General features: G+C 62.8%; 2 protein-coding genes. Both read left to right on the top strand.

Features of this window, described 5'->3' with window-relative positions:
- Nucleotides 1-11 precede the first annotated feature (11 nt).
- Entirely contained in the window at nucleotides 12-9740 is a 9729-nt protein-coding gene (locus ACRWQA_RS09135) for a retention module-containing protein (RefSeq protein WP_446326272.1), read from the top strand.
- A gap of 231 nt (nucleotides 9741-9971) precedes the next feature.
- Entirely contained in the window at nucleotides 9972-14885 is a 4914-nt protein-coding gene (locus ACRWQA_RS09140) for a retention module-containing protein (protein ID WP_446326273.1), read from the top strand.
- Nucleotides 14886-14970 lie beyond the last annotated feature (85 nt).

Consider the following 14970-nt stretch of genomic DNA (forward strand, 5'->3'; position numbering starts at 1 on the left):
GGAGCCATGTCATGGCCATCGCCACAGTTATCTCGATTACCGGCCAAGCCTGGGCGCGCGACGCCGAGGGCAATCTGCGCGAATTGCGCGTGGGAGATACCCTTCAGGAAGGTGAAGTGCTGGTCACCTCCGATAACGGAAGCGCCCAACTCGACTTCGCCGACGGAATCGATCCGGTACTGGTCGAAGGCGGTGAGCAAGTGGTCATGACACCGGAGCTCGATGCCGATGAGGCGGTCGATGCCTCCGAATTCGCTGCCCTGGACGAAGATCTCGAAGCCCTGCTGACGGCGCTGGACGACGACAGTGTCGACCTGCTCGATATACTCGATGCCACCGCAGCCGGTGCCGGCCCCGGTGGTGGCGCCGACGGTGGTCATAGCTTCGTGCGCCTGGCGCGAATTGCAGAGGACGTCAACCCGCTGGCGTTCGAGTTTGGTCTGGGGCAGGAGAACGATCTGCCTGAAATCGAAGGCGCCTTCTTCGATATCGTCGAGCCGTCCGCCGGCATTCTCGATGCTCCACTGTTCGATGCACAAACGCTGAGCGAAACGGGATCGGTCGTCACCGGCGTATTGCCGTTCTCCTTCGGGACTGGCGTCAATGGCAGCGTCACCTTCGCTGACATGGACGGCGTGCAGGCGCAGGTAGGCCAGGAAACCATCATTTACAGCTGGGATGCCTCCTCAAACACGCTGACTGCCTTCTCGCCTGCCCGTGACCTGAATATTTTTACCATTCAGGTCAATCCCGGAACCGGAGAGTTCACGCTCACGCAGTTGAACAGCTTGCTTCATGAAGAAGGCATGGACGAGGCGCTGGCCAGTCTGGTCTACACCGTGACCAGCACCAGCGGCACGGCGACTGGCACGCTGAATATCACGATTCTGGATGATATGCCGAGCCTCGAACTGGGCAGCGTCGACCTCGGTGACGTGGCCCTCGAGACCCAGGACAGCGAGACCCTCGACGGCACGTCCGTCGCCACCGGTAGCGTGGCCGCGGCCTTCGAGGCCGCCGTCACCGCCCAGTACGGCGCCGACGGTGCCGGCAGTACCGTCATCGACGGCTACACCCTGACCCTGGGCAACGTCCAGCACAGCCTCACCAGCGGTGGCGAGCCGATCGTCTTCACCCTGGTCGACGGCGTCGTCATCGGCACCGCCGACGGCAACGAAGTGCTGCGCATCGAACTCGACGCCGCCACCGGGGCGGTCACCGTGACGCAGTCCGGCCCGGTGGATCACCCCGAGCAGGGTGTGGACAGCGTCGGCCTGCCGGCCGGTCTGGTGGGTGTCACCGCCACGGTCACCGTGACCGACGCCGACGGCGACGTGATCAGCGACAGCCTGTCGGCGGACCTGAGCGGCAGCATCACCGTTGTCGACGACATGCCGAGCGTCGAGCTGGGCGACGTCGATCTGGGTGACGTGGCCCTCGAGACCCAGGACAGCGAGACCCTCGACGGCACGTCCGTCGCCACCGGCAGCGTGGCCGCGGCCTTCGACGCCGCCGTCACCGCCCAGTACGGCGCCGACGGTGCCGGTAGTACCGTCATCGACGGCTACGCCCTGACCCTGGGCAACGTCCAGCACAGCCTCACCAGCGGCGGCGAGCCGATCGTCTTCACCCTGGTCGACGGCGTCGTCATCGGCACCGCCGACGGCAACGAAGTGCTGCGCATCGAACTCGACGCCGCCACCGGGGCGGTCACCGTGACGCAGTCCGGCCCGGTGGATCACCCCGAGCAGGGTGTGGATAGTGTCGGCCTGCCGGCCGGTCTGGTGGGTGTCACCGCCACGGTCACCGTGACCGACGCCGACGGCGACGTGATCAGCGACAGCCTGTCGGCGGACCTGAGCGGCAGCATCACCGTTGTCGACGACATGCCGAGCGTCGAGCTGGGCGACGTCGATCTGGGTGACGTGGCCCTCGAGACCCAGGACAGCGAGACCCTCGACGGCACGTCCGTCGCCACCGGCAGCGTGGCCGTGGCCTTCGACGCCGCCGTTACCGCCCAGTACGGCGCCGACGGTGCCGGTAGTACCGTCATCGACGGCTACGCCCTGACCCTGGGCAACGTCCAGCACAGCCTCACCAGCGGCGGTGAGCCGATCGTCTTCACCCTGGTCGACGGCGTCGTCATCGGCACCGCCGACGGCAACGAAGTGCTGCGCATCGAACTCGACGCCGCTACCGGCGCGGTCACCGTGACGCAGTCCGGCCCGTTGGATCACCCCGAGCAGGGTGTGGATAGTGTCGGCCCGCCGGCCGGTCTGGTGGGTGTCACCGCCACGGTCACCGTGACCGATAGCGACGGCGACGTGATCAGCGACAGCCTGTCGGCCGACCTGAGCGGCAGCATCACCGTCGTCGACGACATGCCGAGCGTCGAGCCCAACCCCAGCGACTTGGCTGAGCTTGGAGTCGATGAAAGCGCCTTCGGCGAGCCGGCAACAGCCGACTTCTCCGGAGCCTTTTCCGTCGCCTTTGGCGCCGATGGTGAAGGAAACGTCAGCTACAGCCTGAGCATTGACGGCGATGGCGTGACTGGCCTTGCAACGACAGACGGTGGCCAGGCCATTACCCTGATCGACGATAACGGCACCATCATCGGCCAGGCTGCCGATGGCCGTGTGGCTTTCACCATTACCGTCAACGCTGCTACCGGCGAGGTCACCCTGACCCAGCACCTCGCCCTGTCACACCCTGACGGCACCAATCCGGCCGATGTGTTGGGCTTGGCAGGCAGCGGCCTTACGCTCAATGCCACGGCGACTGACAGCGATGGCGACACCATCACCGCCGGTATCGACTTGGGCGGCCAGCTCAGCTTCGTCGATGACGGCCCGCAGGCCAACAACGACTTGTCCCTCGTACAACTGGGCCGCTTCGAGAAGTCCGGCAACGTCATGAACAATGACGAGCAAGGTGCGGACGGTGCGCAGGTGACCCACATCACGTTTGATGGAGAAACTGTCGAGCTGGTCGATGGCTCCGCCACCATCCAGGGTGCCCATGGCCTGCTGACTATCAGAGCAGATGGTAGTTACACCTATGAGCGCACATCGACACCGGATCACCAGGGCCTGTTCCTGGACAAGTTCACCTACACCCTGACCGATGGAGATGGAGATACAGACACGGCCACGCTGAGCGTCAAGGGCCTGGATATGCCGGTATACATCGTCAACCCGGTGTCTGGTCAAGGGGCGCATCTCGTCGTCGACGAGGCGAATCTGGCGAATGGAACGAATCCCAACGCCGGTGAGCTGACCCAGAGCGGCGGTTTCCTCGTCAACGCGGTGGACGGTCTCGAGCAGCTGACCATTTCCATCGGCGAAGGCGACGACCAGCAGACGCTGATCGTGACGCGCAACGAAGATGGCAGCTTCAACTTCGACGGCGCCTCCATCGACGTACCGGACGGCTACAGGCTCGAGGTCACCGGCATTACGCCGCTGCCCCTCGGTGGATATCTCGTCAGCTATGCGTACACCCTGCAGGGTAACAAGACCCATGCCGGCAGCGAAGATGACGCTCTGATCCGTAACTTCTCCATTACGATCACGGATCGTGACGGCGACACCGCAAGCAGCAATTTGAAAGTGAAGGTCATCGACGATGCGCCAGAGGCCGACCTGGCTGGCGCTCGTGGTGCTATCGAAGGTGGCGAGGCTGTTACCGGTACCTGGAGCACCCAGTCTGGCGCCGACAGCGAAGGCGCTCAGCAGCTCATCTCCATCAACGGTGGTCCCGAGCAGGCGCTGCAGATCGGTCATGCATATGAGCTGCCTGAAGGTACGCTGACTATCAATGAGAACGGCACCTGGACCTTCGTGGCCGGCACCAATCTTGATCACAGCAACGGCAAGGTGCCGGTGAGCTTTGAACTGATCGTGATCGACGGAGACGGTGACCGGGCCAGTGATACTCACCGGATCAAGATCAAGGACGGTGAGGGTCCGACGCCGGGTGGCGAAAACGGTGAGGGCGGCACGGTTGACCTGGTGGTCGACGAGCGTGGCCTGCGCGAGGATGGCGACACCGAACTGGCGAATGCCCAGGCAGAGCTCACCTTCACTGCTGGTAGCGACAATATCGTCGACTTCGCCTTCGTCAATCCGGGCGCCATCAGCGTGAGCGGCCTCGAAGAAGGCATCGAGCTGACCTGGGAAATCAACGAAGCGGGTGAGCTGATCGGTAGCCTCGACGGCGAGCCGGTGCTCAAGCTGACCCTGAACGGTGACGCAATCGCCGCGGGTCAGTCGGGAACGGTGTCGGTCAATGTCGAATTGATCGGCAACCTGCCGCACCATGTCAACGTGGATGAACTCACCATCGGTGGCGTACAAGTCGTGGCCTCCGACAGCGACGGTGACGTCTCCGCGCCTGGTAGCATCAGCGTGCGGGTCGACGATGACCTGCCGAGCGTCGAGGGTACCGATCCCTCCGGTCATGAAGTCGTCATTACCAACTTGAATAGCCTTGCCGGCTACAACAACAGCTTTGGCTACTACATCAAGGACGAGAACGGCAACCCGACGATCGGTATGGTCATCTGGGGCAACGTCAAGCATGACAAGGGCGCCAGCTATGTTCTCGAAGGTTACGCACCTGGCGAGGTCGGCTACTTCATCATTCCCAATGGGGCGAACCTGAACCCGGGGCTGGAGAATGAAACCGACGTCAATTTCGTCCAAGTCAACGGCGTCTGGGTAGCGGTCACCCAGAATGGCGACCAGTTGAACGGGCAGAATGACAATGCTCCCGTACTGTTCAATGATCCGTCGTTGAATCCGGGCGGCGCTTCCCATGTCGAGAACAATGCCGAAGAAGGCGATATCAACTGGGAAGACGTCTATGGTGGCGGCGACAAGGACTACAACGACGTCAATATCAAGGTCGAGTGGACGCCTGCCAACCTGACCGTGGACGAGTCGAATCTCGATGTCGACGCTGAGTTCGACTTCTCTGGTTACTTCAGCGCCGAGTACGGTGCCGATGGCCTGGAAACTCGTGATTACAGCCTGGGCGTCGTGGCCGATGGCGCCAACTCCGGCCTGGTCGATACGCAGACCGGTGAAGCCGTCCTCGTCAAGGAAGTGGACGGCGAAATCGTCGGTTATGTCGTCATCGACGGCGTGGAAGTGCCTGTCTTCACGCTGAGCGTCAACGCCGAAACCGGCCTCGTAACGCTTGACCAACTCAGGGCCGTTGCCCACCAGGGAGCTGGACAGACCGGTGCGAGCGATGCCGCCAATATCCTCGCCAACGTCATCTCCCTGACCAAGACCGTGACCGACAGCGATGGCGATGTGGCCCATGCCACCATCGACATTGGCAAGGTTATCTACTTCCTCGATGACGGTCCCACCGCAGTAAACGACCTCGCCGAGACCGCGGAAGACACCCCCATCACCTATAACGTGATGGCCAACGATACGGCCGGTGCCGACGGTGCCACGCTGACCGCGGCGAGCCTGCGCAACCCGAGCCAGGGCAGCCTGAGCTTCGACGCCAACGGTGAGGTCACCTTCACCCCGGCAGCGGGCTTCGAAGGCGACGCGGTGATCGACTACACCATCACCGATGCCGACGGCGACACCGCCAGCGCCACCCTGACCGTGACGGTGGCGGAAGACTCCGAGCCGACGATCGAGGTCGGTGGGCCTAACGTCAACGACGGCCTGGCCAGCGTCGACGAAGCCGGCCTGCCGAACGGCAGTGCGGCGGGTGACGGCTCCCACGCCACCAGCGGTACCCTTGCCATCGACACCGGCAACGACGGCCTGGCGAGCCTGGTGATCAACGGCGAGAACGTCACCGGCGGCGGCACGGTGCAGGGCACGCACGGCACCCTGGTCGTCACGCTCGTCGACGGCAGCTACAGCTGGACCTACACCCTGGACGGCGCCACCGACGGCGATACGACCAGCGACAGCTTCACCCTGGTTGTCACCGACAGCGACGGCGACGAGGCCAGCGATAGCCTGACCATCGCCATCGTCGACGACGTGCCGCAGGCAGTGGACGACACGGCCAGCCAGGCAGAAGAGAACGCACCGGTCACTATCGACGTGTTCGGCAACGACACGGGCGGTGCCGACGGCGTCGACCTGACCAGCGGCGTGGCGCTGGTGGCAAACAGCCTCACCGGTACCGGCACGCTGGCCTACAACGCCGACGGTACCTTCACCTACACCCCGGCGGCGGGTGAGGAAGGGGTGGTGAGCTTCGAGTACACCATCACCGACGCCGACGGCGACACCAGCACGGCCACGGTGACCCTGACACTCAAGGATGATTCCGAGCCGACGATCGAGGTCGGTGGGCCTAACGTCAACGACGGCCTGGCCAGCGTCGACGAAGCCGGCCTGCCGAACGGCAGTGCGGCGGGTGACGGCTCCCACGCCACCAGCGGTACCCTTGCCATCGACACCGGCAACGACGGCCTGGCAAGCCTGGTGATCAACGGCGAGAACGTCACCGGCGGCGGCACGGTGCAGGGCACGTACGGCACCCTGGTCGTCACGCTCGTCGACGGCAGCTACAGCTGGACCTATACCCTGGACGGCGCCACCGACGGCGATACGACCAGCGACAGCTTCACCCTGGTTGTCACCGACAGCGACGGCGACGAGGCCAGCGATAGCCTGACCATCGCCATCGTCGACGACGTGCCGCAGGCAGTGGACGACACGGCCAGCCAGGCAGAAGAGAACGCACCGGTCACTATCGACGTGTTCGGCAACGACACGGGCGGTGCCGACGGCGTCGACCTGACCAGCGGCGTGGCGCTGGTGGCAAACAGCCTCACCGGTACCGGCACGCTGGCCTACAACGCCGACGGTACCTTCACCTACACCCCGGCGGCGGGTGAGGAAGGGGTGGTGAGCTTCGAGTACACCATCACCGACGCCGACGGCGACACCAGCACGGCCACGGTGACCCTGACCCTCAAGGACGATTCCGAGCCCACCATCGAGATCATTGCAGACGGTGGTGAGGGTGTTGTCTGGGAGGCCGCGCTGCCCAATGGTTCCGGTGGTGGCAATGTGTCGACCTCGGGATCGATGAGCATCGAGACCGGCGGCGACACATTGGCCAAGATCGAAGTTCAGGACAAGAACGGTACCTGGATTTCCATCGACCTTACTACAGGCCAGACCACCAGCGTCGAAGGCAAGTACGGCATACTTGTTGTCGACGCCGATGGCAACTGGAACTATACCCTGCAAGCGGCCTCTGACCATCCGGAAGAAGGCCTGGTCGGAGCAGATGACCAGAAGGCAGAGAACTTCTCCGTACGTGTCACTGACAGTGATGGCGACACGGCCGACGCCAGCCTGGCGATTACCATCAACGATGATGGTCCTGGCATCGGTGAGGTCGCCGACTCGACCATGCCCAACGAGGCTGGAACGGTGGAGGGCGTACTGGAGTTCGAAACGGGTGCCGACGAGGAAGGTGCTTCGCTGACGATTACTGGAATCACTGGTCTACCGGAAGGCTGGACGACGAGTGATGCCGGTGGGGCATCCATTGATATTAATGCGCCGGATGGCACGAAGATCTTTACCGTTACGCTGAATGACGATGGCAAGACCTATACCGTCGAACAGCATGCTGCCCGCCCGGGAGAAACTGCGGAATTCGAACTGGCGCAGGCGATTGGCAATTCACCTCAGCCCGACTATGACTTTGGTTTTGCCACGCTGACCCTGCTCAATAGCAATCAGCAGGATCAATTCAATGCCAATACATTCGGAGCTGGGCATGCATTCGGTATCGGAAATACCTGGTTCGATTCGGGCGAAAGCTTCGAGATAGAATTTGCCGGCATGTTGTCACACTTCAGCTTGGGCATTGCTGTTGTTAACAAGGCAGGCACGTTGACTGTAACGCTGGATGATGGCAATGAATCCGTGGTGATCGAAGTTCCGGTCTCCGCTGGTATGTCTGCCCTCGAGATTACTGCCGACCAACTGCTGGCAGCCGCGCAGGATCAGGGCGTGGATATCACCGGTTTCAGCACCGTGACGATAACGGGTACTGATGGCATCAAGGTATCCTTTACCGACATCTCCTATACGGACACTGTCCCTGCCGACTCCATGGAGTTCACGGTACATGTTGAAGGTGTGGACGGTGACGGCGATTCCGTAACGGATAGCTTCACCGTGACCTCCGAAGCGGATGCGCCCGCCCCGATCCTTGGTGTCGGCAATAACTTGGATAACGCTCTGCAAGGAGGTAACGGCTCCGATGTCCTGATCGGCGACCGCGGCGGCAATGTGACCATCACCGAACCCGGCGAGAATTATAATATCTCGTTGATTGTCGATGCGTCCGGCAGCATGGCGGATGCTTCGGGGAGCGGCAGCCTGAGCCGGATGGATCTCACCAAGCAGGCGCTGCTGAACCTGGCCAACCAGCTCAAGGACCACGACGGTACGGTCAACGTGCAATTGGTCGCCTTCTCGTCCCACGCCATCACCTCGGCCAGCATTCAGAATCTGAGCGCTGGTAATGTTGGCCAACTCATCGCGGCGATTAATGCACTCTCGGCGAATGGCACGACGAACTACGAGGCGGCTTTCCAGCAGGCTGTTTCCTGGTTCAACACCCAGAATGCCAACGGTGCTACAGCCTCCGATGGTTTCAAGAACATCTCGTACTTCCTGACAGATGGCGACCCGACGGTTTATTACGATTCAAATGGAAACCTGCAGGGGCCGCGAACTAGTACCAGCTACGAGGTGTTCAAGGAATCCGTCGAGGCATTCGAGGCTCTGAGCAACATCAGTCAGGTGCACGGGACCGGCATCGGGAATGGGGTCAGCGAGAACTACCTGAGATTTTTCGACAACACGAATGACTCAGGTGAGGGATCCGAGACCTTCTTCGTTGGGTATCCTTGGTGGGATATATTTGGTCAGTATCCTCAATATGAAAACGTCACAGGCCCCGTTGGCGAAGTCGATATCGTCAATACTGCCGAGGATCTGGCCGCCGCGCTGCAGGGCGGCTCCAGCAGCGATGAGCTGGCCGAGCTGGGTGACGACGTGCTTACCGGCGGTGACGGCAATGACATCATCTTCGGCGACAGCGTCAATACGGATCATCTGGAATGGACCAACGGCGATACCGGTGAATCGTTCACTGCGGGCAGCCACGATGGGCTGGGCTATGCGGGACTGGTCGAGTACCTGCGTTGGGCGGAGGGCACTCCAGGTGAGGCGCCGAGCGACGCCGAGGTACTTGCCTTTGTGAAATCACGCTGGGAGGAGCTGTTGGATAGCGCCCGTCCCGATGGCGGTAACGATACCCTAAGCGGTGGCGCCGGTAATGATATCCTCATCGGTGGGGCAGGTGACGACACCCTCATCGGCGGCACGGGTGACGACATCCTCCTTGGCGGCCTTGGTGCCGATACCTTTGTCTGGAACCTTGGTGACCAGGGCGAGGAAGGCAGTGCCGCGATCGATACGGTCAAGGACTTCTCGCTGGAAGAGGGCGACCGGCTGGACCTGAGTGAACTTCTCAGCAACAACAGCGGCCCCGAGCATCTGCGCTTCGAAGCCGAAGAGGGCGGAAGCACGACGCTCTACATCAGCACGAACGGTGGGTTCGGAAATGCAGATGGCTTCGACAGCTCGCTTGCCGATCAGGTTATCGTACTGGAGAACTACAGCGGAGACCTCGAGGCACTGAAGTTGAGCCTCAACATCGATTGATTGTTCCATAAGGAAACGGACGCCCGGCTTAGGCCGGGCGTTTTTTATTGATAATCACTCACATCTTATTTATTGACCGACCCCAACTTTTTTCTTCACCCTGTACTACGGTCCAATATCGCGTTGTAGGCTTTGGCTCATACTCAGCATTAAGCACGCCCCTCCAGGCACGGACCGTTTGGCCGTGGCGAGCCTCGTGAAAAGTTCTTCCACTTTGCGGGGTATACCCTCATGTCTATTGCAATCGTTCTGTCCATCTCCGGTCAGGCCTGGGCTCGTGATGCCTCGGGCAACCTGCGTGAATTGCGCGTCGGAGACGCGCTGCAGGAAGGAGAAACCGTTGTCACGTCCAATGGAGGGGATGTGCAGCTCGACTTTGGCGATAACCTCGACCCCACCCTGATCGAGGGTGGCGAGCAGGTCGTCATGACACAAGAGCTTGGTGCCGACCAGTCGGTCGATGCGAGTGAATTCGCTGCCCTCGACGAGGATCTCGAAGCGTTGCTGGCGGCGCTGGATGACGAGTCGATCGATCTACTCGACGTGCTCGATGCCACGGCAGCCGGGGCTGGCCCCGGTGGTGCCGCCGACGGTGGCCACAGCTTCGTACGACTGGCGCGCATTGCCGAAGATGTGGATCCTCTTATATTCAACTTCGGCTTGAACGATTTGGGTGGGCCGCCGGAAGAACAGGGCGGAGCCTTCCTGCTGGCGGAAACGGAAGTGGAAGAGCCGGAAGTACCCGTGGTCATTGCACCGACTGCGGAAAGCTTCGATGCCACGCTGCTCGATATAGAAACGTTGAACGAGCCGGGTTCGGTAGCCAGCGGCATACTGCCCTTTACCTTTGGTTCCGGCAGTGGCGGCACGGTGACTTTCGCTGCCATGGATGGAGTGGTACTTCAGGTTGGCGGCGAGACGCTCACGTTCAGTTGGAATGCCGGCACCAGTACGTTGCAGGCGGTTTCCGAAGCTCGTGGTATCACCATCTTCAGCATCGAGATCAATCCCTCCACCGGTGCCTTTACCGTGACCCAGGTCAACAGCCTGCTGCACGGGGAGGGGATGGATGAAGCGCTTGCCAGCTTGGTCTATACCGTGTCCAGCAGTAGCGGCAGTGCTACGGGCACGCTCCAGCTTACCATCGTCGATGATGCGCCCCGGGCCCTTGATGACTCCGCCAATACCGGCGAAGACACCCCCGTCACCGTCAACGTGATGGCCAACGACACCGGCGGTGCCGACGGCGCTACCCTGACCGCGGCGAGCCTGCGCAACCCGAGCCAGGGCACGCTGAGCTTTGCGGCCAACGGCCAGGTCACCTTTACCCCGGCGCCCGGCTTCGAAGGCGACGCGGTGATCGACTACACCATCACCGACGCCGACGGCGACACCGCCAGCGCCACCCTGACCGTGACCGTCGCGCCCGACTCCGTACCGGTCATCGCCATCAACGCCGACAGCGACAACGTCGACGAAGCCGGCTTGCCGAACGGCAGTGCGGCGGGTGACGGCTCCCACGTCACCAGCGGCACCTTCAATCTCGACACCGGCAACGACGGCCTGGCGAGCCTGGTCATCAACGGCGTCAACGTCACCGCCGGCGGCACGGTGCAGGGCAGCCACGGCAGCCTGGTCGTCACGCTCGTCGACGGCAGCTACAGCTGGACCTACACCCTGGACGGCGCCACCGACGGCGACACGACCAGCGACAGCTTCACCCTGGTGGTCACCGACAGTGACGGCAGCACCGCCACGGACAGCTTCACCGTCGACATCGTCGACGACGTGCCCGTGGCGCGTGACGACACCGCCAGCACCGGTGAGGACACCCCCATCACCGTCAACGTGATGGCCAACGACACCGCTGGTGCCGACGGCGCCACCCTGACCGCGGCCAGCCTGCGCAACCCGAGCCAGGGCACGCTGAGCTTCGCGGCCAACGGCCAGGTCACCTTCACCCCGGCGCCCGGCTTCGAAGGCGACGCGGTGATCGACTACACCATCACCGATGCCGACGGCGACACCGCCAGCGCCACCCTGACCGTGACCGTGGCGCCTGACTCCGTACCGGTCATCGCCATCAGCGCCGACAGCGACAGCGTCGCCGAAGCCGGCCTGCCGAACGGCAGTGCGGCAGGTGACGGCTCCCACGTCACCAGCGGCACCTTCAATCTCGACACCGGCAACGACGGCCTGGCGAGCCTGGTCATCAACGGCGTCAACGTCACCGGTGGCGGCACGGTCACGGGCAGCCACGGCAGCTTGGTGGTCACGCCGGGAGCGGGTGGCAGCTACAGCTGGACCTACACCCTGACGGGCCCCACCAGCGGCGACACCACCAGCGACAGCTTCACCCTGGTGGTCACCGACAGTGACGGCAGCACCGCCACGGACAGCTTCACCGTCGACATCGTCGACGACGTGCCCGTGGCGCGTGACGACACCGCCAGCACCGGTGAGGACACCCCCATCACCGTCAACGTGATGGCCAACGACACCGCTGGTGCCGACGGCGCCACCCTGACCGCGGCCAGCCTGCGCAACCCGAGCCAGGGCACGCTGAGCTTCGCGGCCAACGGCCAGGTCACCTTCACCCCGGCGCCCGGCTTCGAAGGCGACGCGGTGATCGACTACACCATCACCGACGCCGACGGCGACACCGCCAGCGCCACCCTGACCGTGACCGTCGCGCCCGACTCCGTACCGGTCATCGCCATCAACGCCGACAGCGACAGCGTCGACGAAGCCGGCTTGCCGAACGGCAGTGCGGCGGGTGACGGCTCCCACGTCACCAGCGGCACCTTCAATCTCGACACCGGCAACGACGGCCTGGCGAGCCTGGTCATCAACGGCGTCAACGTCACCGGTGGCGGCACGGTCACGGGCAGCCACGGCAGCTTGGTGGTCACGCCGGGAGCGGGTGGCAGCTACAGCTGGACCTACACCCTGAACGGCGCCACCAGCGGCGACACCACCAGCGACAGCTTCACCCTGGTGGTCACCGACAGCGACGGCAGCACCGCCACGGACAGCTTCACCGTCGACATCGTCGACGACGTGCCCGTGGCCGCCAACGACAACGGTGGCACCGTCACCGAAGACGCCGCGGTGAATGAACTCAGCGGCAACGTGCTCGTCAACGACAGCTTTGGCGCCGACGGCCCCGTCGGTGGCACTGCCAGCGTGAGCTGGAACGTCAGTGCCGAAGAGCTGGCCGAGATTGGCAAGTACGGCACTCTGGTGCTGAACACCGACGGCAGTTGGAGCTTCACCCTCGACAATAGCCTGGCCGCGGTACAGGCGCTGAATGCCAGCGACCTGCTGAATTTCAACCTCGGCTACACCATCACCGATGCCGATGGCGACACTGCCAGCGCGACGTTGTCCCTTGCCATTCAGGGCGCCAACGACAGTGCCCAGGTGACGGTCAACGTCAGCGGAGCCGACAGCACCGTCCATGAAGCCGGCCTGACCTCCGAGGCGGATACTCGCGAGAGTGCCAGCGGCAGCTTCCAGGTGGCGGCGACTGACGGCATCACCAGCGTCACGGTGGGCGGTCAGTCGTTCACCTTGGCTCAATTGCAGGGCTTCACGGCCGCCTCACCCTCGGTGGGCATCGTGACCTCCATGGGCATGCTCTACCTGACCGGCTACAGCGGATCAGCCACGGCGGGCACCGTCAGCTACACCTACACCCTGAGTGAAGCCCAGGCTCACGGCGCCCCCGGCAGCAGCACCGATGGCACCCTGATCGACAGCGTGGCGCTGGGCGTAAGCGGCGTGGGAGGCAGCAGCGGCGGCGCCAACCTGTCCATTGCCGTCATCGACGACGCCCCGGTACTGAATGTCACCAATGCCGTCTCGCTGAATGCCATCGGTGTCAGCTTTACAGGCACACTCGCCGATATCGGCGCCGACTTCCCCGGCAGCGTGACACTTTCCGGCACGCCGCCGGCAGGGCTTACATCGGGCGGCAAGGCAGTTACCTACCAACTGTCGGCTGGCGGTAGCGTGCTGACTGCAACGGCAGGCGGTCAGGCAGTGTTCAAGCTGACTGCACATCCGGACGGCACCTACACCTATGAGCAGTTCCAGCCCCTGGACCTGGCCATCCTCAACTCCAACCTCCAGGGCTCGGTAGGGGCCAGCGGTCCGCAGCTTGCCTACTTCATCTATGAAGACGGCACCTTTGGCTCGAACGCAAGTGCCAAGGCTTGGTCGGTCAAGATCACCGGGAGCGGCAACGTCAACCCCAGCACCCAAGGGATGGGCATTGGCAACAACTTGTTCGAAACAGGCGAGAAAATGCGCCTCGACTTCGACAACGAGGGCGCCAGCGGCACGGTGAACCTGGCCTACGTCGCCAAGATCGGCATCAACGGTCTGGATGGCAGTGAAACCGTAGCGTATACGGTGAAACTCAGCGATGGCACCAGTCTGACGGGTATTGCAACATCCGCCTCGCTGGTGGATGGAAGCCTGTTCATCACTGCCTCGCCCGGCACTTACATCGACTATGTCGACCTCGTCGCTGGGCATAGTACCTCGGTACGGATCACCTCGATATCGACCTTCACGTTGGACGACGGGGTGCCGAAAAACCTGGAGTTCGGGTTTACCGCAACGGATGCGGACGGCGATAGCGTGACTGGGTCGCTGAGCGTCACGGTGCAGAACAGCAATGAGCTGAGCGGGAACGCCGATGACAACATCATTGCGGGTGGTGCGGGTGCGCAGACCTTATCGGGCGGCGCGGGCAACGACACACTCATCGGCGGGGCGGGCAACGACACCCTGATCGGTGGCGATGGCGACGATGTGTTCCAGTGGAACTTCGGCGATCAGGGCACGACGAGCGCACCGGCCATCGATACCGTGAAGGACTTCGGCCATGGTGAAGATGTACTGGATCTGGCGGACCTGCTGCAAAATGAAGGAGTCGAGACCATCGACAGCTTCATCGTCGCGGCTCAGCAGGGCTCGGATACCGTGCTCTACATCAACCACGAAGGCGGTATCAACGTGGACGGCAGCAATGCCACCCAGGTGATCGTGCTGGAGAACTACAGCATGGGAGAAGTCAGCTCAGCGGACTTCCTCCAGGAAATGCTGGAGAATGGCCAGTTGCACATCGACCAGTGACATGTCGTTGAGCTAGACCCTCGCCCTGCCTGGAGACACCGGGCAGGGCGTTTGTTACTCTACGTAAGGATCATTCAAGGGCAAA

The sequence above is a fragment of the Billgrantia sp. C5P2 genome (genome assembly GCF_051062895.2).